General features: G+C 42.7%; 24 protein-coding genes and 1 tRNA gene. 7 read left to right on the top strand and 18 right to left on the bottom strand.

The features are described 5' to 3' along the window. The first annotated feature begins 310 nt into the window (after window positions 1-310). Window positions 311-985: a glycoside hydrolase family 75 protein gene (locus tag DXN05_RS18195; RefSeq protein WP_116848703.1), complete on the top strand. Its 675-nt coding sequence runs from the start codon at window positions 311-313 to the stop codon at window positions 983-985. Between the two features lie 45 nt (window positions 986-1,030). Here DXN05_RS18195 and DXN05_RS18190 read toward each other — a convergent pair whose 3' ends face one another. The 16 genes from DXN05_RS18190 to DXN05_RS18115 form a co-directional block, all read right to left on the bottom strand. Next, window positions 1,031-1,651: a hypothetical protein gene (locus DXN05_RS18190; RefSeq protein WP_147313979.1), complete on the bottom strand. Its 621-nt coding sequence runs from the start codon at window positions 1,649-1,651 to the stop codon at window positions 1,031-1,033. A 151-nt stretch (window positions 1,652-1,802) separates the two neighbouring features. After that, window positions 1,803-2,390 carry a hypothetical protein gene (locus tag DXN05_RS18185; protein WP_116848701.1) on the bottom strand — a complete coding sequence of 196 codons (588 nt, stop codon included), beginning with the start codon at window positions 2,388-2,390 and terminating at the stop codon, window positions 1,803-1,805. Continuing rightward, complete coding sequence (locus DXN05_RS18180) at window positions 2,387-4,189, bottom strand: RHS repeat-associated core domain-containing protein (RefSeq protein ID WP_116848700.1); 1,803 nt, start codon at window positions 4,187-4,189, stop codon at window positions 2,387-2,389. The genes DXN05_RS18185 and DXN05_RS18180 overlap by 4 nt, the downstream gene beginning before the upstream one ends. A 234-nt stretch (window positions 4,190-4,423) precedes the next feature. Then, complete coding sequence (locus tag DXN05_RS18175; RefSeq protein ID WP_116848699.1) at window positions 4,424-4,729, bottom strand: hypothetical protein; 306 nt, start codon at window positions 4,727-4,729, stop codon at window positions 4,424-4,426. A 200-nt stretch (window positions 4,730-4,929) separates the two neighbouring features. Next, window positions 4,930-5,163: a hypothetical protein gene (locus DXN05_RS18170; protein WP_116848698.1), complete on the bottom strand. Its 234-nt coding sequence runs from the start codon at window positions 5,161-5,163 to the stop codon at window positions 4,930-4,932. A 208-nt stretch (window positions 5,164-5,371) separates the two neighbouring features. Further along, window positions 5,372-5,968, bottom strand: a complete 597-nt coding sequence (locus DXN05_RS18165) for an SH3 domain-containing protein (protein ID WP_147313977.1) — start codon at window positions 5,966-5,968, stop codon at window positions 5,372-5,374. Between the two features lie 89 nt (window positions 5,969-6,057). Then, window positions 6,058-6,435, bottom strand: coding sequence for a hypothetical protein (locus tag DXN05_RS18160; protein ID WP_116848696.1), 378 nt, complete (start codon window positions 6,433-6,435; stop codon window positions 6,058-6,060). Between the two features lie 490 nt (window positions 6,436-6,925). Continuing rightward, entirely contained in the window at window positions 6,926-7,480 is a 555-nt protein-coding gene (locus DXN05_RS18155; RefSeq protein WP_116848695.1) for a hypothetical protein, read from the bottom strand. Window positions 7,481-7,805: 325 nt separating this feature from the next. Further along, entirely contained in the window at window positions 7,806-8,228 is a 423-nt protein-coding gene (locus DXN05_RS18150) for a DUF4279 domain-containing protein (RefSeq protein WP_158559313.1), read from the bottom strand. 20 nt (window positions 8,229-8,248) lie between these two features. Then, the gene (locus DXN05_RS24515) at window positions 8,249-8,569 is read right to left on the bottom strand and encodes a hypothetical protein (protein ID WP_147313976.1); all 321 of its coding nucleotides are present in this window, start codon (window positions 8,567-8,569) and stop codon (window positions 8,249-8,251) included. 583 nt (window positions 8,570-9,152) lie between these two features. Beyond that, window positions 9,153-10,538 carry a DUF3943 domain-containing protein gene (locus DXN05_RS18140; RefSeq protein ID WP_116848693.1) on the bottom strand — a complete coding sequence of 462 codons (1,386 nt, stop codon included), beginning with the start codon at window positions 10,536-10,538 and terminating at the stop codon, window positions 9,153-9,155. Between the two features lie 31 nt (window positions 10,539-10,569). Then, window positions 10,570-11,607 (bottom strand): DUF4421 family protein, encoded by a 1,038-nt coding sequence (locus DXN05_RS18135; RefSeq protein ID WP_116848692.1) that lies wholly within the window; start codon window positions 11,605-11,607, stop codon window positions 10,570-10,572. A gap of 122 nt (window positions 11,608-11,729) precedes the next feature. Further along, on the bottom strand, window positions 11,730-12,146 hold the full coding sequence (locus DXN05_RS18130) for a hypothetical protein (protein ID WP_116848691.1): 417 nt from the start codon (window positions 12,144-12,146) through the stop codon (window positions 11,730-11,732). 44 nt (window positions 12,147-12,190) lie between these two features. Further along, complete coding sequence (locus tag DXN05_RS18125; RefSeq protein ID WP_116848690.1) at window positions 12,191-13,039, bottom strand: hypothetical protein; 849 nt, start codon at window positions 13,037-13,039, stop codon at window positions 12,191-12,193. Window positions 13,040-13,440: 401 nt separating this feature from the next. Then, window positions 13,441-13,650, bottom strand: a complete 210-nt coding sequence (locus DXN05_RS18120) for a hypothetical protein (RefSeq protein WP_116848689.1) — start codon at window positions 13,648-13,650, stop codon at window positions 13,441-13,443. Window positions 13,651-13,726: 76 nt separating this feature from the next. Then, on the bottom strand, window positions 13,727-14,200 hold the full coding sequence (locus DXN05_RS18115) for an SRPBCC family protein (protein ID WP_116848688.1): 474 nt from the start codon (window positions 14,198-14,200) through the stop codon (window positions 13,727-13,729). Window positions 14,201-14,451: 251 nt separating this feature from the next. On the opposite strand from DXN05_RS18115, the gene DXN05_RS18110 reads away from it, so the two are divergent. Both DXN05_RS18110 and DXN05_RS18105 read left to right on the top strand, forming a co-directional pair. Beyond that, a complete protein-coding gene (locus DXN05_RS18110; RefSeq protein WP_116848687.1) occupies window positions 14,452-14,760 on the top strand; it encodes a hypothetical protein in 309 nt (102 codons plus the stop codon). A gap of 121 nt (window positions 14,761-14,881) precedes the next feature. After that, window positions 14,882-15,964: a DUF5700 domain-containing putative Zn-dependent protease gene (locus tag DXN05_RS18105; RefSeq protein ID WP_116848686.1), complete on the top strand. Its 1,083-nt coding sequence runs from the start codon at window positions 14,882-14,884 to the stop codon at window positions 15,962-15,964. A 73-nt stretch (window positions 15,965-16,037) separates the two neighbouring features. Here DXN05_RS18105 and msrA read toward each other — a convergent pair whose 3' ends face one another. After that, on the bottom strand, window positions 16,038-16,544 hold the full coding sequence (gene msrA, locus DXN05_RS18100; RefSeq protein ID WP_116848685.1) for a peptide-methionine (S)-S-oxide reductase MsrA: 507 nt from the start codon (window positions 16,542-16,544) through the stop codon (window positions 16,038-16,040). 284 nt (window positions 16,545-16,828) lie between these two features. On the opposite strand from msrA, the gene DXN05_RS18095 reads away from it, so the two are divergent. From DXN05_RS18095 to DXN05_RS18085, 3 genes are all read left to right on the top strand, one after another. Next, window positions 16,829-17,506: a hemerythrin domain-containing protein gene (locus DXN05_RS18095; protein ID WP_116848684.1), complete on the top strand. Its 678-nt coding sequence runs from the start codon at window positions 16,829-16,831 to the stop codon at window positions 17,504-17,506. Between the two features lie 31 nt (window positions 17,507-17,537). Further along, window positions 17,538-18,764: a M20 metallopeptidase family protein gene (locus tag DXN05_RS18090; RefSeq protein ID WP_158559312.1), complete on the top strand. Its 1,227-nt coding sequence runs from the start codon at window positions 17,538-17,540 to the stop codon at window positions 18,762-18,764. A gap of 167 nt (window positions 18,765-18,931) precedes the next feature. Next, a tRNA-Cys gene (locus tag DXN05_RS18085) sits at window positions 18,932-19,002 on the top strand. A 445-nt stretch (window positions 19,003-19,447) separates the two neighbouring features. Here DXN05_RS18085 and DXN05_RS18080 read toward each other — a convergent pair. Next, complete coding sequence (locus DXN05_RS18080) at window positions 19,448-19,864, bottom strand: response regulator (protein ID WP_158559311.1); 417 nt, start codon at window positions 19,862-19,864, stop codon at window positions 19,448-19,450. A 289-nt stretch (window positions 19,865-20,153) separates the two neighbouring features. Between DXN05_RS18080 and DXN05_RS18075 the strand changes: the two genes are divergently transcribed. After that, complete coding sequence (locus DXN05_RS18075) at window positions 20,154-20,567, top strand: cupin domain-containing protein (protein WP_211330095.1); 414 nt, start codon at window positions 20,154-20,156, stop codon at window positions 20,565-20,567. Window positions 20,568-20,946 lie beyond the last annotated feature (379 nt).

Here is a 20,946-nt window from a genome sequence, read left to right as displayed (position 1 = left end):
TTACTTTTGATGAACCACAAATTTCACGCACATTGTACTTGCCAATGGGCATACACACGATACGACTTCAGTAATTTCCGGAGAAAAAACTTAAAACAGTTTGAATTTCACCGGCAACTTTATATTTTACATCATGCGCTGCACTTGGGTACAGTTGCATGAACCTCTTCCGCTCAGCATTTCCCGCCATTTTGTATAGCCTTTACCTGATTTGACAAACATCAAAACAAGATGGGTCAGTTCTTCAATAACCATTCAACAATAAACCAATAAACCATCTGATCCATCCATCATCTTATAAAACACAGTTATGGCTGACACACTTATTAAGCTGGACAAAATTGAATATTCCACTATTTACACTCTTCAGGAGAATACAGCTGCTTTCTTTTATGAAGCAGGAATGGCCATTGATGCAGATGGTTCGCCTATGGCCTACAATGCAGACAGCGCCAAGGGGCTGGACAAACTGGCCAATGCCGGCAGCCCCGGCAACTGGTTCGGCGTTATGACGGATGCCAATGGCAACCCCATTGTGCAAGGGCCTAGTGATCCGGCACCAGGCTTTTATATTTCACAAACATCGCTGCAGGACAAGACGAAAAAAAGCACCGATCCGCGCCGGTATGCAGATGCATCCAGTATCCCGTTTATCGTATTGCCCAGCAGAAAATCATTCAATGCCAAGCTGGGTGATTTCTGCATTGTTTACAATCAAAAGACCCGGCAGGTAGCAGGTGGCGTATATGCGGATATTGGTCCCAGAACAAAAATTGGCGAAGCATCCATTGCCATGGCAGCAGCATTGGGCATTCCTTCTGCCCCAAGAAACGGCGGCGCAGGCGGCGGCATTGTTTACCTGGTATTCCCTAGCTCTAACAGCACCTGGCCCCTGGGCAATGATGCCATTCAAACCCAGTCGCTGCAACTGTTTACCAACTGGGGAGGGTTAACGCGGTTAACGGCGTTGCAGGAGCGGATGTGAGCGATGGCGTTTATTATAGCGCAATATTAAAGCGCAACAATATTCCTATTTAATATTCAGCGGATAAAGCCTGATAAATTCCGGATCCAATTGCTGATAATGACTTGGAAAAAAGGCTTGCTTACTTTTATCACTAAGTGCATACTGATAAGCTTTTTCCAGATCCCTTTCTTTCATATAAGCAGTTTCTTGTCCTACGTATATCCGCGATATTTTCTTTTCCGTTAAACTATATGCTGCAGTATGTATCATAGGCACAATTGCTTCATCAGTTAAATCTGCAATAATGGGCACTGAATCACAAATAAATACCGTATACTGAAGTTGACAAATATTGTTATCCTTCTTTTCAAAACCGGTTAATTTAATAGTGCATTGTGATACAAATAATGAATCCCGATATCTCAACCTGCTACTCCCATTCATTACATAGATGTACTTAAGACAAGTATCATTCACCGAAACAAGATTATATTTAACGATAGAATCCTTACAATTAGCAACAGAGTTATTAAACGCAGCAACAGCCCTACGCGCTGCTTCCAGGCTATCGACTAGCCTGACCTCCCCGGTAGTACGGTGCAGCATACGTTGCTTCGGCATTTCCACGTTGCCGCATCGTGTCATCAGGGCTGCAGAAATGCATAAATAGATAATCTCCTTCATCTTCATTGCGAGCATTCTTCTGCTTTATTGTAGGTTAAAATCATCCATTATTATTTTCACTCCGCTACTTGCTCCAATCCTATATAAATTCAAAAGACCTTTTCATCAAAACAGATTTAGACATAAAAAACATACAGCTGGCAAGATGTTGTTACTTATACTCATTTGCATATCGGATAGAAACGGCTATTTTCATGACTGTCCGATCATTCAGACTATCCAGATTATCTCCGTACATGCTAAAGCTGTTGCCGTCTTTTAATTTAGGCATATAAATACCTGACATCCCTTTGCCAATTCTTTTTGGACGAACGACCTTAGCTACTATTGAATGAATGGTATCATAGTAATAATAATTCTTTGCAAAAACCTTCTCGTCCTCATCTTCTTGCGGAGAATCTGAAAAAACAAGATCTGTTTCCGGCTGCATTTTGATATGTTGACTAACCATTAACGCCTGATCATCTATTGAGCGAACTGCCGGCACATTTTCCTGTAAACTGAAAATGATATTCCTTTTTCCATACTCCAGTTGAAGAAGCGTATCATTGGTACGTTTATTCAAAATACAGCCGCTATAACTATCTATTCCCTTGCCTTCAACGAGCTTCATAGTATCAGGGATTGACATTTTCAAGCAACCAACTGTATAATCGATATCCCTTACATGGCCTCTGTTACAACTCGTAAATAAATATGCCAGTAACGTCACTTGCAATAAGCGAATAATCTTTATCATTGTGTCTTTTTTATAAAATCTTTCATTTCTTCCCAACTGTCGGCTGTGGTACCACTACGATTCCAACTCGGGCCTAGAGGTAAAGTTTTAGTCCAATCGAAAATGATCTTTCTCTGAACTTGATTGGTACCCGAAGATCTATTATCAGGATTTACATCAAGACTTTTCTCCATAATCGTGTAAGGACTATGTTGTAAGCCAAGAATATGCCCTAATTCGTGACTTATAATCTGATTAACAAATTGGCCACTTCGTTTTCCAGCCTCTACAGTAGCCACGTCACCATGAGCTAATCCAATAGGATTTACATACCCCTCACTTGTATTTTGGGAAGGAATGTCATTGACAAACGTGATAATAAAATCAGAACTCTTCGCCTTATCGACATCCGATACAACAGTAAGGTTTACACTAACGTCAATATCTAAAGTTATCGGATCCCCTTCTTTCCCTTTATCATTTTTTTTAGTATTAAGAATACCGCTAAAATCCTTGGCTATCTTATTTTTTAGCGCAATCTGATCTGCATCTCCAAATGTAAATTCATTGTTAGGATTAACTATTGTTAAATTAATTGTAGCAGATATTAATATCGTTCCGTCACCTTTCTTTTGCACATAATAATCAATATCATTTCCATCAGGATCAACAAATAAAATAGGATTATTTACAGCATAATTGTATGGACTAAACATGTAGAAGCTATCGGCTTTGTTGTCTACGTTAAACCAACGCCCCAATTGGGCATTTAAAGACCTTGCTCCGTAATCATACTCCTCCAACCCGCTACCATCACTAAACTCAGCATGCTGCAGCTCTTTTCCATTATACTTATACCTATTCTCCAACTTCCCAGTCGCCTTACTGCTTATCCCCGCCATCGTCAACCCAAACGGATAATAGTGCGTTTCTTCCGCAAGCGGGCCGCGGGTGTGTGCTACCTGGATATTGTCGAAGTATACATTTACCGGGCTCTCGTTGCTGCAATATACATAAACGTACCCGTTGGCAGGAGCGGTTTTGGCCTGCAGCTCGGCATGGTGGTCTTTCAGTACACCGTTGGCACCCACCATGCTGAAACCATGCCCTACACAGGTGAAGCGTTCATCAAAAAATAGGTAGTTGATAAATGCACGCGGGGCTGTGACATTGTTATTGCCAACTGTGGCCTGCTCGGTTTGCAGGGCTTGTATGCCGGAAACAGCTGATGGCAATGCATCAATACCGGCTGCTGTAACATTGTGCGCAGCCGCGATACCTGAACCCGCCGGTGTGGCCAGCAGGCCAGACAAGATGCTCAAAGTCGGCAGGTTGTTACTGCTGCCCGGGTTACCGGTATTGTAGTAAGATTTGCCAAAAATATCAATCACATCCCCCGCCATTACTTTCAGGGTAATACCCAGCCCGGTTTTGCCGGTTCCGTCACCAGTAAGCTTGTACATTTTCGCACTGTTGGCGCCGGTTTGTGCATTGGGGTTATTGTTGGGAATGCCATTGTTGTTTACATAGCCAGGTATTTCTGATAGCTTGTTCACAATATTGGCATCCTCAATGGCATAAAAATTCTTTTCGATGGCCAATGCCCCGCCAGACGCGTCACCTTCCAGCGTGGCTGCCGGGTAAATATCCTGCTGCCTTTCGTCGGTCAGCACCATACGTGTGTTACCCAGATGGTCTTTCAGTAAGTAATCGTAGGCAAACCCAGTTGCAGCGCCGCTGCCATCGCGCAACTGGCGTACGCTGCCTTCTTCATGTCCGAAGAATTGCAGCAGGTTGTTTTCATACACGTAGTTGCCCAAATAACTGGTAATGGTTTGTTTGGCATTGTTGTTATTGAAGGTGCCCGCAACTCGTTTACCCGTTTTTCAAGCTTGGTGCCTACGGCATCGTAGATATAGGTAATGGTACCCTTACCTGGTATAGTCACAACCGATGGCAGGTTCATATAGTTGTAGGTAATACCATTTGTTCCGGCACTGCCGATATCTTTATTCAGGTTTTCTAACGTGCCGCCTAAACTGAGCCTAATTCGTCTATTGTGTAAGTGACAATGGCTCCAATATTATACCTTCACCTATTAACATCTGTCCTTCATCAAAGGAAAAACTGATGCCGCTTGTAAAATTGCTATCAGGGATAATACCCTTTATAAACGACACATAAACAACACCTGAGCTCCCTGGAAGAAACTTATCCATCTCTATCAAATCGATGCGACCAGAGATCTTCGTCGTTGCACCAGTAAAATTAAACAAAGGCCGGTAGCCGCTTATAAATGGCGTCTTCCTTCCATTCTTGTATAAATGAATACGTGCTAAAACTTTAATTAGATGCTCCATATTTACCAATTCATGCCAATCATTAACAGCTTTAGATAATCAACTCCATGCCACTTAAATTTCCTCCAGATATGGAAACCCAATCTTCAACTTATTCACCAAATCTGTATCATCCACATGCACTATAAAATAAGATGAATCAATCAATTCAATTACACAATAACAACTTTCAAACATCTCCTCATCATTAGAGTACTTTCTTAGTTGATTTTATCTTTATCACCTAAAATAACGACATTAATAACCTGGGAGAAGGTGCTAAAGAAGTTAATAACTTCCGAATATGTATACTGCAGAACAATCCCTTTATTATTAATTTCATTTTCTAATGCGGCAACTGAGTGCTCCCCTTTTAAACTACCAATCGCTTCCAGCCACACAACACTCCAATACAAACCGCACTCTTCTCCTATATATACACTGTAAAATTTCATTTACGGTGATGGATAAAAAGCCGTTTTCAATAAGACCTATTTTCACTTTGCTCATATATCGCTTTAACTAAATCAATTATGTTGGCTATACAAACTGTTGACACGATGACGTCTTTCTCTGGATTCTCTATCTTATGTTGTGAACGCAAAGAGAATCCCTATCGCTTTTTTCATATGAAAAAATTCACAATAAATCCAAGACACCTTTCTACAACGAAGTACCACGATACGCTTTTATAATAAAAGCATTAGAATTATTTTCATCTATAATTTCTCTCAAAATAGCGAGATCCGTGCAGAGAAAATCGACATTCAAATGACCAGATATTTTTATAATAAATTTTAGTTCTCCATGGGAAATATTCAAATCCTTATATAGAAATCCATCTTTATTTAATACCACGTATGGATATAGTAGTAAGTCATGAACTAACCGAAATAAATTACTTTTCGAAATAACCAGTGCACCTTTAGAAGTTCCCGGAATTTCGCTTTCCTTGAAAAAGGTTCGTAAATGGTTTAAATTATTCTCATTATTAGGAAACCAGGCCAGGTCTTTATCTTCATGATTTACAATCCAACACCCCCCATTATCAAGCTTAGTTATTATATTATTAAGTAGACGTTCATACATTTCAACAAATGTCGTTAACATGAGGTCGTTTCTTTCGATAGGACTTGACAATTGAAATGAAATGCCATACCATACAATAGACAAATCAGACGAATCGTCATCGAAAAAATCAAGATATTGCTCTCTATTGTATGGAAGTTCTTTTGCAACCTCTTTCTTGAAATTTATCATAAATATCATTCTTCGCGCTGCGTTTAAGGAATTTTTATGTATAACGAAATTTCGCAACGGAGCCACATAACCGAATTCATTTGCTGCTATTACAAATAGTTCGTTAGCCCTGTACCTGTCAATATCGTTTTCAAAAACAAAGTCACTGCAATAGAATAATTCAAATTACCACTTAGAACATCTCCGCCAAATTCCTGCTCCCTATAATCATCAGACGCAAGTTTATTTCTTTGCATCATGTTTCCTGCTACCATGATGATTTTCACATCTTTATCAAGAATTATATCGATTACACTTATTTTATCAGAAAACACGTTATAAATGCTTGTTGTATATATATCTACTCCCACTATAGTATCATTTATCTGTTCCAATTTATAGCCACTAATGTATTTTGAACTCTCCATTGTCGATACTACGATACCATTCTTTTGATTCCTAATCTTAAGTAGTTTATCATTTGACATTTTTTTCTTTTACAAAGAAAATATAATAGAGAGCACAAAAAATTATTATTAATACGAAGAAAACAGCCATCACCTTTTTCATATAAAACATTTTCTCAAGCTAATTACTACTACTTAATTTCTTTTTTTCAGGTTTAGGAACAGGTGTAGACGTTGTACTGTGATTCGTACCACCATTTGCTGTGACGATTGATTGAGCAATTTAGCCGGACTTGTAATAAGCCGCCCCATGCTTGGGAATTTAAGTCTTCTCCAGTAATCACATTCCATACTTTGCCTGGATACCCTGCACAACTATTGCTTGGTTTCCAATCAACATTATCCTCTTTTTCATTGAAGACATTTATGTAATCGACATGAGTATTTGTAATAGTGTATACCAAAGCAAAGCCCCGCGTTCGTGGGGCTTTGCTGATATCTTTGATATCCTTTGAACTTCAGCTCGATTTCGGCTGCTTAAATTTTACAACATCTGTGTTAAATGATTTAATCATTTTATAAAACTAAAGGAATTAACCGATTTATAAAATTGTCCATATTTATTCGGCTTGATGTTATACAATAAAATTATTGCTCCATCTTTTTTTACAAGGACACTCTTTCTTTTTACACTAAACGCTTTTGCCGTGATATCGTATTTAGATTTTTGGACAATCGGCCTGCTCTCAAGAAGAGAATCTAACTCTCGCTGAGTGGGATTATATATAGTATCTCTCCTTAAATTTTTGTCAAAATCAATCCGTATCCAAATGGCTTGCCTGCCATCATAATAGACGCTAAAATCCGTTGAATTTGTTATCTCATAATATTTTATTCCTTTAGGCAACATAACTTTAAAATGCTCGGGGCTCATTTTTTCGGTATCTCTTGATAAGCCAACGGATGATGTATATATAAGCATATTGCTATCAGGATAAAAAATAAAAAAACCATTCCTCACGCCAGTTTCTGCGCCTCTGTTCACTTTGTCTATATATCTGGAACAAGAAGTCAACATCACCAAGAAAAGGACGCAAGGGCATAACGCAATCATTATTATTCTCATGAAATCGCTGATTATTTTTTATTGATCTTTTTAATTGCATCTACTAACTCATCATACTTGATCGTTATAATGCTTCCATTTGAATTATAAAATCCAACAGTTCGAATAGTTTCAACGGTTGAACTTCCGTATACGCTAGCCCTTGCGTAACAATCTTTCCGTCAGATTCGGCAAATGAATAGTCCATCATGCTCTTAATTTGTCTTTAGGCATAAAGTCACTTTCATTCCATGCGTTTAACTTCAGTGAAAGATCTGAATTATTTAACTCGGTTAGCTCACTCACATGCAGGTCTCCATTCGTCACATCAACCGGACTAATAAACCTATTCGTCCTTGTTAGGCAGACAGTATAGATCAACATCAAATGCTATATTCAATTCCTTTATCAGGCGGTTGTATCGCGCATCTAAATGTACGGACGGCGTACTTTCGTCATTGTCATAGCGGATAAATATAGCACAAGAAAACTCACAATAATATTTCTCACAAAACGGTCGAAACAGTTCTATTTTGGATTCGATGATATTCAACATGGCGTTCATCTGATCTTCAAATGAGGCGTATTTGTCTAGGCCTGAACCCATAATCCATCGATTCCGTTTTGCAATCCCAGAAAAATTAGGGTTCTTTCTTTCACCCTTAATATAGATTCTGACTGGAGTAATGCCAATGTTTTCAGTGATTTCATTGGGGGTTATATCATCAAAGTCCGCGATCACAAAGCTTAGAATGATTTCATTTCTCATAAGATTATTCAATTTTATTATTAAGGTGTAACTGCCGCTGCCCCCAAGGAGCCACCAAATGTTTCTGGCGCCAAAAGGATAGCCGCGCCCCATTTAATTACCTCATATAATACAACTCCACCAACAACACCAGTTCCTATTTTACCTGCTGGACTTAGGCCACCTGCTGCGGGAGTTGAAAATAGGTTGTTCAGATTTATACCAATTGGATCGCCCGGCCCAAGTCCTCCTTTTGGTTTTTCATATACAGTACAATCCACAGAAGGCTTAAACATGCAGTTTTCACTTGATACTGGTTTATTTATAAGCTGGTTAAACAGTAAAAAACAATAGAAATTCATACGCCCGCTGCTGCAGATGATCACTTATAGCCGTTAACTATACCCCATGTACCATATCTATATAAATATGCAGTAGGTTAAGATTAATGCAGGGAAATAACGAAAGGCAGGCGGCAACAATTAAATGCCGTTAATATAGCTCTGGCTGTAGCTTCGGGCAATCAACATTATAGCAACAGCGCATGTTTGTTAACCGATAAAAGAAAAGAAGATCCGGATATTAACGGAGAATAACCTATAGCGTATCCGGTTGCTAAAACAGTACGGTGGTAACCGGTTTTGGTTGGTAAAAAAGTCATCAGAACAGGATTTAAGCAGTTGAATGTTTTGCAAATAAAGGGATTCTGCCCAAAAAACAAAGTTTCCGCAATATTTTCCCTATTCACCCATTCAAAATCTGCATGCGTGGCGTTTCTGCTGCTCATTAAGGCGGCTTCGCGTTTGTGAAACCCCAGGTGGTTGATTACGATGTTTCCCTTTTGCAACCCTATCAATACATACCGCGCTGCATGCGACATCAGCGAAAAGGCATTGTTGATCGCATTCAGGTTGCCGGTAGCATCTATAACTACAGCTATACTACTCAGAATATATACCCCGCAGAAACGCGGAAAAACGGGTATCGCTGGCTTACATTCCTGAAATCTTTGAAATAACCATTCAGTGTAAACTGTCCCACGCCTGCTACCAGTGAGAGACGCTTGAAAAGTTTACCACGCAGTTCTGCAAAGTAGGTGTTGATGATGTACGAAGATTTGTTCCCGTTCACGGTTTGAAAGCGATTGCCTTTATAGCTTAACTCCGCTTCAACAATATCATGAAAATTAAACACGGCATTGCCGCTTACCAGCAAACCCGGACCGTAATCGTAATTGCGGCCTTCCCCGTAAAACAAATACTTGTCTGGCACAGCGCCTAATACTACTACACCAGAGCCGATCTCGGTAAATATCTTAAAGTCTTTTTTCCTGCGCCAGTTAGACAGCAGCTTGAAAGTAAAACTCTGCCCGCCGTATTCAAAAGCACTGTTCTTTAAATAATCGTAGTTCATGGTAACGGAATACAGGTGCAGCTGGCTGCTGTCTTCTTTCATTTTCCAGGTTTTCAGCGCGCCCGCCACCTGCACATTATTCAGGTAGGCCGAATCACCGCCACCTGCTTCCACCTGTGCGTAAAAGCTTTGAAAAGGTATATTCGATTCCTGGTATTTATCACCGTAATACAAACGCAGCCGGAAGTACAATTCGTTTTTGCCGTTGTACTTGCCATATAAGTCCCTTAAACCAAAACGCCGCACGCCAACGTTGATCATGCCGGAGAGCTCGTTACACGAATCCGTATCGCCGTACACCCTGCCCCACTGGCCATTGATGATGCGGTTAAGCCCATTCATGGGGTTTACAATCAGCGCCAGCACTTCCTGCACCTGCCGTTTAACACCCCTTGCCCCGTTGTTGACAATTTTGTTGGAGATGCGGTAAGTCATTTCACCCAATGCAATGCCGCCCAGACTGGTATTGATAAAATCATTCGGCGCCGGGTTATGTGTTTCACCGGCTACCTCCCACAAAAAGCTGCCTGCAAATGCCGCCGGAACCGATTGCCAGAAGGAATAACCATTGGAACGAAATGCACTGTAATACAAGTTGCCGTGGTAGGGATGTGCAAATTGGTTGGTGCTGAAATTATTATCGTCCCACTCCCAGCTCGAGGGCTTCAGGTTATGACCAATACTGGCAAAATTCACTTTGGCAAAATCTGCTTTGCGGATAAACCTGTTTTCAGACCAGGGTATCAATTCAACCAGCAACAACTCGCCCGCGGCACGCCAGAAGTGCTTCTTCCGGGGCACAGTATCTCTTTTCACGCACAATGAATCACTCACGGCATTCGTGAAAGAATGATCCTGTGCAGCGAGGCTTACGCTGAGCAGTAACAGTAGTATAAAAAGGAGCATTCGTGTGTGCATGTTTCAATCCCGGTTTTGTTTTACCTGCCAGTTACAACTTATCTACTGCCCGTTTTAAAAATTTAGGTGCCGCAAACCTGTACCCTGCAAACAATTGCAGGAATACCCGCCCATCCTGGTCTACCGCTGTTGTTAAACCCTGTGAATGTTTCGAAGAATTGGCCGTGAGGTATAACCCGGAAAAAAACCGGCGTCCGTTATACCCCAGCCCCGCTTTCGCCTCCCACTGGTAAACAGGGCTTAACCTGTTGGTAATCTCATTGCCCTCCCGGAAACGGGTCAACAGCCTTGTATCGATATAGCCAAACGAAGGAATAAATGAACCAAATAAATACAACGATTTGCTTACAACAAACGTATGATGATAACCCGCCCCCAGCAACAACTGGAAATTATTTGTTTTTTGCGTGATGCCGGTGTCTTTGTTATTGATAATAAAATAGCGGTAGGAGAGTACAGGCAAAAATGCACCGGCACTTTTCAGCTGCCGTTCCGTTTGCCCGTATACTGCAGCCAGGGAAAGCCGCGGATTGGTGTTGTACCCGGTTGATCCGCCCAGGCTTGTTACCTGTAATTTGTGCGCCTGGTAATAAGGATCACCCGGTTGCCAGCCCGGAACAAAATCTTTGGTATTCTCCAGGTAATAACCTTTTGTGAAAGAAAAATCGGCATTCGTAAACCACTGGTGTGAATTAAAACCAAAACCAAGTCCCAACCCCGTTGTTCTTCCCTTTTCGGCGTCATCGTTATTGCCGGGCAGAAAATGCGGTATATAGGTAAGATAAAACGAGATGTAGCGATAGGAAAAATAGGTGCGGAATAATTCGGCCGGGTTGGGCTGAAACACGTAATCAAAGGCGTCGGTATTTACAGAAAAAAATTCTGCACTGTTTTCCAGTGCCAGCTTCAGCACTATCCAGTCCTTGTATTTTTCTATCCAGTTGCTATCACTGGTTACAGGGCGCAACCTTGCTGTATCCTGTGCACACACGCTTGCTGCGAATAGCAGCATGCTGCATAAAATCAGTGCTTTGCTGTACGGCAGTTGATGGAATAAGGTCTTTTTCAAATGAATGCGTTAAGTACAATAATGCCTGGGTGTATTCACCAATTCGTAATTATTTGCGAAAAGCCCTGCTGACTGGCAGGGCTTCACATGGCAGCTTAAGTATTAGTAACATGGATCAGCCATTAATTGGTTTTAGATCCGCAATCCGTTGTTTGTTTAATTTTCTTTAATGATTGCTCTGCAGAGTTGGCTGTTATTTCCTGGCAACTTACTTCATTGGCCCATACTAGGTTTATGTAGGTAATTTTCCCTTCCGCTACCAGTACTTTAAAAGGAGCAGATTTTTTATCAAGCGAAATGCCCATATTCTGTGCAGACACCGTGTGTTCACCGGCACTCACCGTGTGCAGCGAGTAGCGCTTGTTCTTTAGTTTACACGCGAGGCTGTCATCAATAAATACCCGGAAATTAACAGCAGAAGCAACATAGCCGGTGGCACGGATAAAACAGATCTGGCCGGTGGCGGCAGACTGGGAGAAGGCTTTTACAGAACAAAATGCAAAAAGAACGGGTAATAAAAACAGGTATTGTTTTTTCATGATCAGCTTACTGTGTCTATTGTTTAAAATGATTGTACAGGCAATTATTTGGTATATAAGGGGCAACGTTTCAACAGGTACTCCAAGGTTGCTTTGTAAGCATCCCGCTGTGGCCAGAAGGCTTTGCGATTCTGATTGTATACAATTTCACTTTTATCATTGAAGATTTTAAAGTCCATCACTGTCTGGTAATTCTGTGTGCTGGTAGAATAGGTGCTGCCGTAACCGCTGCTCTTCTGTCCGTCCGTTTTCGTATTATCCTTGGTACTGGAACTATACGAACCGCTGCCGTAATTACTCTGGGTGGTTTTGTTCATGGTCACCATGCCACTCACAATATATTCCACGCCGAGTATGGTAGAGATTTCTTCCATGGTATAGTTCATAATGGTTTCCCTGGTAATACCTGCTTTATTGAGCTTTACATTAGTGGCACGAGGACTGATTACCGTATACACACCGGCGTGCTTGCTCAGCATATCATAGCACTCATTCTGAACTTCTTCGCTCACTTCCTGGGCGGCATTCTGGCCATCCTCGATAAACTTAAAGGGCAGGATGGCTACCTTATTGCGCCTGTCTTCAGCAGTGGATTGCGGCTGCGCAGGCGCAGCCACCGGCGTGGAATTTGCAGCAGGTTGTGATACACCGCGGTTATAAAACTCTACCCTGCCGCTGGCAAAAGTTATTTTAATAATCTCGGCCTTCCTGATGCTGTATACCAGCTTTTCACCGCTGTATACAAACTTTACAGCACTGTCCTCAATGGCCTGCACCTCTCCTTTTAATTCATCGCCATTTGTTTTAAGGATAACATCTGCAGTTTTGCCGGCCTGGGAAATGGCCGCGACGGATATAAATAGAAAAATAAAAGCAGGCAGGATGTGTCGCATAATCAGCTGGGTATTGTGGTGTATTCAATAATTTTCAGCTAATTTAAAGAAAAACAGTCAATTGTATTAATTGTTGAAACAGCTGCAATAAAAATGCTGCCTGTTCCATTGCCCCTGCCACCTGCCAACGGCGCAGCATACCGCAACGCCGTATAACTGTATGGAGCACTATTACTTAAAGATAGCAAAATCAACCTATGCAGCAGAAGGCGTCAGAAAAACGGAGACATTTCCCATATGTTTGCCCCATGGACGCGTGGTGGTGTGCTCTTAAAAAAAGGAGATGCCATTGCAGGTGCCGGCGCATATAAATAAACCTTCCTTCCGCTATCAAAAGATATGGAAGGAAGGCAATAGGTGCTGCATGGCATGCAGTTGAACAGCTATGCAACCGGTTACTGTTAATGATGTGTTTGCGGATGCAGCAACTTAAACAGCGCCTGCTGCAAATCATCATTCTGTAATTTGTTGAGTTGTTCCGATTCGATCTCGTACCAGGTTTTCTTGTTCCCGAGCACACCAATCACAAACGTATGACCAGCCGCCGCAGGATCACCTGTTTTCGGATCTTTTTTGGATAGTGTTACCACTACATCTTTGAATTTTGACATCTGTTAATATAATCAATATCCGCGAACTTTCCTATTAAAGTGCCGCCGGCATTGCTATTCACTGCATGGCCACTTATTACTGTGCGGCCTTCAGCTGCACTTCCTTATCCAGTATATTCGGGTTGCCTTTACCTGTGTTCATCAGGGGCAGCAGGCTCTGTTGCAGAAAATGGCTCCAGCCGCTGGAGCAATCACCATAACATTCAATACCCGGCACCAAACCATGGTGTGTAAAACGGATCTCTGTCTGCTTGCCTGCAGGTGTCAGCTCAAAGCTAACAGTAGTACCGGTCCATTCGGCTTTATCTTTCAGAAAACTCAGCTTGCTGTCTGTTACCAGCCATACTACTTTCTTATCAGGCACTACTTCGGTTAGCCGTTGCCTGGAATAATGCACATCTCCAAACCGCACTTCAAATTCATCATTCAGCTGCTGCGACTTGCCGGTAAAATCTTCCGTCCACCATGCGCGTATATCGTTGATGGCATTGAAAGCATCATGGGCAGAAGCGTCTGTCAACAACACGAGTGTAAAGTCTTCCTGTTTCATAATTCCTGTTTTAGTGGATGATTTGTTTGCCGCCACGAGGCGTTATGTAAATGTATCATGTAAATAACGCCCAAACAGGGTGTAAAATGGACTTTCCGGCGGGTTGATTTGGACACGGTTGTATGCATGGTTCTTTCCAAACAGGCAATGTATTGCTGCAATAACATAGCGCTATTTTTTGTCGTAAATGCCCCTGCACAATGACGCAACTTACAGCCATGCCTTGTTTTACTTTTTACTAGCTTTAAACAATGAAAATTGTACGCGTTCAATACACCACAAGGCCCGAATATGTGGCCACCAACCAGCGCAATATTGCCGCTGTTGTTGCCGAGTTAAAAACACTCAATCACCCGGGTATAAAGTACACAGCCTGGCTGTTGCCCGATGGTAAAACCTTTATGCATTTCGACCAGCTGGAAAATGAAGCAGCACACCTGGTACTGCAAGGCCTGGATTCGTTCAAAAAGTTTGCGGCCGAACTGGCGGCCAGTGCGCTGGAAGCAGAACCCGTGCTGTTGCAACCCACACTGGTGGCATCTACAGAGACTTATTTTTAATGGCAGCTTAAAGCTCTGCATTTTTTGTACAGTGCGCAATGGCATACCAGGCTTGTGGAGGCAATCACGGGCAAAATGCTTATTTTCATTGCCCAACACAAACCAACAACTGCCTAAGCACATGAAATTTTTACTTTTCACCCTGCTCCTATGTTTTGTATTTCTTTCAGCCCGTGCACAAATTATCGAAGACAGCACCTGCTTTGCTTATTTTAAAATAACCGACCGCCTGCGCCGCGGCGATACGCTTGACAAAGCTACCTGGCACAACTTTGTGCAGAATAAAGCCATACAGGTGTACATGAACGACCAGGGCGCCAACGACAATTATTATGAATATTACCGCCGCCTGATGCAGATTGTGTACATGCCGCAGAAGGACAGCATTCTGCAACGCCAGCTGAAAGATTCTATTAACTACTGGTTCACTTACCTGATTTATCAGTACAAAGTGAATGAAGAAGGCATGAAGGCTTACCTGCACCGCATCAATGCCAATCCCGGGGCTTATTTTGACAGCTGTTACAAATATTGCTATACCGGACTTGCTGTGAAAGACCGCAAAAAGGCGCCCGATGAAATCTTCTCTTTTATTCCATTGCACAGCGATGCACATGCAGAAAACAAATGGGTGATTTATAGCCTGCTCTGCGCCTATTTTAATGATAAAAACAAATTGGGCATATTGGGCGGCCACGAACTACACCATGTTTTGAGACCACAGAAAGATATTGATTCAGTTGCTGACAAAGACCGCGGCGTATTAACGCTCATGCTGCGCACGGTTAATGAGGGCAGCGCCGACCTGGTTGATAAAAAATACATGACTTACCAGGCCACTGCATTGCTCGATTTTCAACGGGGCACATACGAAGACTTTTACAGCCTGGGGCAAAAACAATTGCCGCGCATTGATTCCCTGCTGCAACTCAGCGCCACCAGGGACAGCAGTTATACCCTTTACCAGCTGCTCAAAGGCGCAGATAACTCAAGCGGTCACGTGCCTGGTACCTATATGGCCTATACTATTGAACAGGCAGGTTTAAAACAACAATTGCTTGCACACCTTGATGATCCGTTCTATTTCTTTTCCCTGTACGATGAAGCATCGCGTAAAAAAGACAGCAAGGCATACCGCTTCTCTTTTACAACGGTCAATTACCTTAAGCAACTGCAACAGCAATACCGGGACAAATGGAAATAGGTTCATACCAATAAAAAAGCCCCGCAGCACTAACTGCAGGGCTTTCTATTGATGAAGATACCTCTGAAGGCGATTATTTGCCGGCAGTTTCTTTCAGTTGCCACTCAGGACGGATAAAGTGACAGGTATATCCGTACGGATGTTTCTGCAGGTAATCCTGGTGCTCTTCTTCTGCATCCCAGAAATCACCGGCAGGCACCACCTGCGTAACAATAGGCGACTGGTAGATATGAGCGGCGGTAAGTTCTTCAATTAAAGCCGTAGCCACGTTTTTCTGTGCTTCATCTACATAAAAAATAGCAGAACGGTATGAAGTACCCACATCATTACCCTGGCGGTTACGCGTGGTTGGATCGTGAATCTGGAAGAAAAATTCGAGCAGCTTGCGGTAGGAAAGCTCATCCGGATTAAATTCTACCCTGATGCCCTCTGCATGCGTACCATGATTGCGGTAAGTTGCATTCAGCACATCCCCTCCTGTATACCCTACTGTTGTTTTAACCACTCCCGGCAGCGCGCGGATCAGTTCTTCCACCCCCCAGAAACAGCCACCGGCGAGTATTGCAATTTGAGTTGCCATAAGCTTGTCGTTTTTTCAGTTATGCGTCATTTTTTATGCCAATAGCCAAAACGACAGGCATTGAAGCTGAGAAGGCATAATTCAGCCGGGAAATGATGCCTTTGTACAACGGGTTTATGCCGGGCTGTCATTAAGGCGCAACTATTCGCTGCTTACCGGTAATCCCTATCCCCGCATAAAACAGAAAAAATACCACAACAGCATCAATTGCATTAAGTATATTGTGTAAGAAAATTATCCCTTTTAACCGGACAATACATTTATTCACTTATTATTTTTCGCTAATGTATTTCGATCAACATATTCACTATAAACAGGTGATGCTGCGTTACCAGCGCCCTGCCAATGAGCAGGCTGAGGATGAATTTATCAACAAAATTACCCTGGCCTTCAGCGAATCGCCCGACGCTGCTGCCTTTGATCATTTCAGCATAGAAACGGTGCTTGATTATATACGCAGAACACATGCTTTTTACCTTGGCACCAAACTGCCCGAAATTGGTCAAACCATCTATTCCCTGAGCACCGGCACTGATACCAATAAAGAATTAACGCTGTTGCTTGAAGCAGCCTTCACCACGTATTACCGTGGACTGGAAGCGCACATCAAAGAAGAAGAGACGTTTTTACTGCCTTATATCACACAGCTCTATATTGGTTTGCAGGATAACGCCGGACTTGTTTCACCGATGTTTCTGCATGACAACTACTCCCTCGAAACGTTTGAGCAGACGCATACGGATACCGAAGGCGACCTTACGCTGATGCGTTCGCTGATACAACGGTACCAGCCTTCTGCCATTACGGTTTCGCCTTACCGCATACTTATTTCACAGCTGGAAAATTTTGAAGCAGACCTGAATGTGCACGCTTTTATAGAAGATGAAGTGCTTATTCCAAAAGCCAAAATCATGGAATCGCAGCTGCTTCGTATACTGGCTGAACGTAACGGGCGAATGTAATAAACAGCGCAAGCAAACCTGTATTGCAGAGATGGAAGAACAATTATTTGACAAGCTGGTTGCCATCAGGCGCCGGCTGCACCAATTCCCTGAATTAAGTTTTACTGAATTTAAAACATCGGCACTGGTAGCAGCAGAACTCCGCGGCCTGGATATACCGGTGATTACTGTTGCACAAACAGGCCTGATCGGCACGCTGCAGAAAGGCGAAGGCCCCACCGTATTACTGCGCGCAGATATGGATGCATTACCGGTGCAGGAAGATTCAGGCGTTTCATTTCCTTCTTTAACGGAAGGCGCCATGCACGCCTGCGGACATGATTTGCATGTAGCCATGCTGCTGGGTGCAGCGCATTTGCTGAAACAGCAGGATTTTACAGGTACCGTCAGGTTTGTTTTTCAGCCGGCAGAAGAAAGTCCGCTCCGCAGCCCCGAACCAGGCAAATCCGGCGGACAGCTGATGATGGAAAGCGGTGAACTTGCCGGTGCTGATGCCGTGCTGGGTTTACACGTGAATCCCCTGCTGCCCACGGGCCAGCTCGAATACAAAACAGGTGAAGCGCTTGCCTGCGTAGGTAATTTTGTGATCCGTATTCACGGCAAGGGTGGTCACCCCGGCGCTATGAAACATGTGATTGACCCTGTTGCCGTAGCCGGCGCGCTTATCCCTGCTGCGCATGCGCTGGTAGGTGTACAGCCCGATCCGCCCATAGCCGTTCTCGCCATTACCCATGTGGAAACCCTGGCGAAACCCAGCTTCAATGTGGTACCCAATTCCATGCTGCTGCAAGGCTCTCTGAGGGCAGTACAAATAGCCGATTACCAAAGCATCGTAGCCCGGCTGCGCACCTTGCTGCAGCAGCTGGAAGAGCGCTACAACTGCCGCATAGAACTGGAATTTACGGCCTATTACCCCGGCCTGCTGAACGATGCCGGCATACACGACCTGTTGTCGCCTGTTCGCAAGCGATTGTTTGGGGAAGAAAATATGGTGGCAGGACAGGATTACCTGGTGGGCGAAGATTTTTCTTTCTATTCCAGGGCCATGCCCGGGCAATTCTATTTCCTCGGTGCACAAACAGAAGAAAACCATACGTATTGGCTGCACCATCCCAAAGTGACTTTCAATGAGGACTGTATTAAATACGGTGCCCCCTTCCTGGCTGAAGGGGCGCTGCAATTGTTGCAAACACTGAAACCCGGGGAGCAGGTTAACAAGCCGGGCATTGGGTTTACAGCGGTTGCTGCGCAGGGCTAAGGTTCCGCTGACTTCAGGCAATCAACCGGCAAAACCATGTAAATCATGCTTTTTTACGGGGCGGAAACAGGAGGCTGGCGTATGTCAGGAAAAATATTCAGAAAAATTTGCATCAATTGTTTATAATTCAATTGATTCTCCTATTTTTGCCACCCCGAATAACGAATGGTCCTGTGGCCGAGTGGCTAGGCAGAGCTCTGCAAAAGCTTCTACAGCGGTTCGAATCCGCTCGGGACCTCTGAAGTAAGGATCGCTGCGAAGCGATCCTTACTTATTTTTACCTAACTCCACTTTTAGTCGTTGATTTTAAAAGCTGCTTATAGCTTTTGCTTCATGTGGTGCATCCCACCTTTATTGGATAAAACAGTTGCGTTGAAACACTATTTCTTTGCATCAGATTTCTGGAGAAATACTTCCATGGCACTTTAATTATTGGTTGCCAATGTGAATGCGTTCATATTTCTGAAGGGCTCATTGAATTTTTTTAATCGTTGGATCAGATCATTCATGCTGTATACTGTCTAAAATCATTCCGTTCCGCACGTTGTCGCTCTCAAGCGGCCGTCATGCGCATTACACAGGACGTTCGATGACACCGCCGGATCTTTCTGACAAAAGAATCAAACTGCTTGTAAATGCGGCTTTGGACAATATATTATTGGCACATTTTCATTACATCAAATTTAATGTGCCGTGTCATCGGATCGTTTGCACAATACCTCATCCAGCACATTTTTAATGTTCGTTTTATATTCAACATATTCCTGCGATTTGCTGATAAATCTCGTGGCGCCAAGTTGCAATGCATGTTGTATATCTTTACTTTGACTTGATGTACTCAACATTATAACTGGAATATGTTGAAGGCAAGTGTTCTTTTTGATGATGGCAAGGCAGTCAAATCCATTCTGCAATGGCATGTTGATATCCATAAATATTGCATCGACCAATAAGGGGTTTTGGTTAAGCATTTGTATGGCATCCAGCCCATTATTTGCAGTAAATAACTGAACCAGGTGATGAGCTTCCTGTACTGCATCGTTAAAGAACAGTTGGTCGTCATCATCGTCGTCTACCAGCAGTATTGTTATTTTATCCAAAATTAGTCTTTACCCGACAAAGGTAAACCTCACTTTAGGCAATAGCTTACACAATGGGATTTGAAGTTTACATATTTCCCACAAATAAGCGTTTGCGAGGGCCCAGTATCCCTGATCAGGAACATGTGAATCATGTAATAGTCTTACGCCATCTTGTAATATTTTACGCTTTATCCTGTCTTACCTTTATGGTTGATGGCCCTGATATAATCCAAAATTCATTGTGCATTCTTAAAGGATTTCCTTCTCTAAGCCTACACTTTTCCGGATCGAATAATCTGTATCATCATTGTTAGGTTTTACCAACGTAGAGGCAGGCTTAAAAACACCTGCCTCTTTTTTTGTAGGCACTAAAAGAAATATTGTGGAAAATAAAGAACTCGAAAAACAAAAGATGCATATTACGGTGGAGATCATTGAATATATGTCACATGCCGTTGTAAGCAAAACGATTATCAGGAAAAGCACCGGCACTGTCTCTGTAATGTCGTTTGATGAAGGCGAGGGTTTAACCGAAAGAATAGCTCCCTTTGACACCTATGCTCAAATTATAGAAGGGCAGGCTGAATTGGTCATCGATAAAGAGACGTTTCTGTTAACCACCGGATCTTCCATCATCATTCCGGCACATAAATCCAATACCATTAAGCCCAATGGGAGATTCAAGATGATTTTAACGGTTATTAAAAGCGAACCAAGCTAACGCTGGATTGTCAAATATCAAATGACGTAGCCACTTCGACTAAAATAAGAGCGAAATTGATTTTCAAAATATTATGAGCCTCGGACGAATCCGCTCGGGACCTCTAACAGTAAGGATTGCTCAAAAGCGATCCTTACTTATTTTTACTCAGCCTTACTTTTAGTCGTTGATTTTAAAAGCTGATCGATCCGGACTGTATGTTGAATGATCTCCGCTAAACCTTGAAGTACTTTTTTTGAATCGTCCTTGTCATTGCTGCCGCAAGCTTTAATCCAATTGACAGTTTGATCGTTGCGCCAAACCGCACGAACATAGAGACTAAGTCGTTACCTGATTGCCGAATAAAACACCGTAAGTATCCTGTAACGGTTACAGCCTC

Source organism: Deminuibacter soli (assembly GCF_003412455.1).
GTDB classification, from domain to species: domain Bacteria; phylum Bacteroidota; class Bacteroidia; order Chitinophagales; family Chitinophagaceae; genus Deminuibacter; species Deminuibacter soli.
Note: the sequence above shows the minus strand (reverse complement) of the source record. Positions and strands in the feature narration are given on the sequence as shown.

Coding starts and splice junctions, on each gene's coding strand:
- DXN05_RS18155 (WP_116848695.1), bottom strand. CDS start 7,480: ATGAGAATAATAATGATTGCGTTATGCCCTTGCGTCCTTTTCTTGGTG.
- DXN05_RS18140 (WP_116848693.1), bottom strand. CDS start 10,538: ATGCACACACGAATGCTCCTTTTTATACTACTGTTACTGCTCAGCGTA.
- DXN05_RS18110 (WP_116848687.1), top strand. CDS start 14,452: ATGAAAATTGTACGCGTTCAATACACCACAAGGCCCGAATATGTGGCC.
- DXN05_RS18090 (WP_158559312.1), top strand. CDS start 17,538: ATGGAAGAACAATTATTTGACAAGCTGGTTGCCATCAGGCGCCGGCTG.
- msrA (WP_116848685.1), bottom strand. CDS start 16,544: ATGGCAACTCAAATTGCAATACTCGCCGGTGGCTGTTTCTGGGGGGTG.
- DXN05_RS18175 (WP_116848699.1), bottom strand. CDS start 4,729: ATGGAGCATCTAATTAAAGTTTTAGCACGTATTCATTTATACAAGAAT.
- DXN05_RS18120 (WP_116848689.1), bottom strand. CDS start 13,650: ATGTCAAAATTCAAAGATGTAGTGGTAACACTATCCAAAAAAGATCCG.
- DXN05_RS18185 (WP_116848701.1), bottom strand. CDS start 2,390: ATGATAAAGATTATTCGCTTATTGCAAGTGACGTTACTGGCATATTTA.
- DXN05_RS18095 (WP_116848684.1), top strand. CDS start 16,829: ATGTATTTCGATCAACATATTCACTATAAACAGGTGATGCTGCGTTAC.
- DXN05_RS18115 (WP_116848688.1), bottom strand. CDS start 14,200: ATGAAACAGGAAGACTTTACACTCGTGTTGTTGACAGACGCTTCTGCC.
- DXN05_RS24515 (WP_147313976.1), bottom strand. CDS start 8,569: ATGAATTTCTATTGTTTTTTACTGTTTAACCAGCTTATAAATAAACCA.
- DXN05_RS18125 (WP_116848690.1), bottom strand. CDS start 13,039: ATGCGACACATCCTGCCTGCTTTTATTTTTCTATTTATATCCGTCGCG.
- DXN05_RS18190 (WP_147313979.1), bottom strand. CDS start 1,651: ATGAAGGAGATTATCTATTTATGCATTTCTGCAGCCCTGATGACACGA.
- DXN05_RS18150 (WP_158559313.1), bottom strand. CDS start 8,228: ATGAGAAATGAAATCATTCTAAGCTTTGTGATCGCGGACTTTGATGAT.
- DXN05_RS18165 (WP_147313977.1), bottom strand. CDS start 5,968: ATGATAAATTTCAAGAAAGAGGTTGCAAAAGAACTTCCATACAATAGA.
- DXN05_RS18105 (WP_116848686.1), top strand. CDS start 14,882: ATGAAATTTTTACTTTTCACCCTGCTCCTATGTTTTGTATTTCTTTCA.
- DXN05_RS18195 (WP_116848703.1), top strand. CDS start 311: ATGGCTGACACACTTATTAAGCTGGACAAAATTGAATATTCCACTATT.
- DXN05_RS18130 (WP_116848691.1), bottom strand. CDS start 12,146: ATGAAAAAACAATACCTGTTTTTATTACCCGTTCTTTTTGCATTTTGT.
- DXN05_RS18170 (WP_116848698.1), bottom strand. CDS start 5,163: ATGAAATTTTACAGTGTATATATAGGAGAAGAGTGCGGTTTGTATTGG.
- DXN05_RS18160 (WP_116848696.1), bottom strand. CDS start 6,435: ATGTCAAATGATAAACTACTTAAGATTAGGAATCAAAAGAATGGTATC.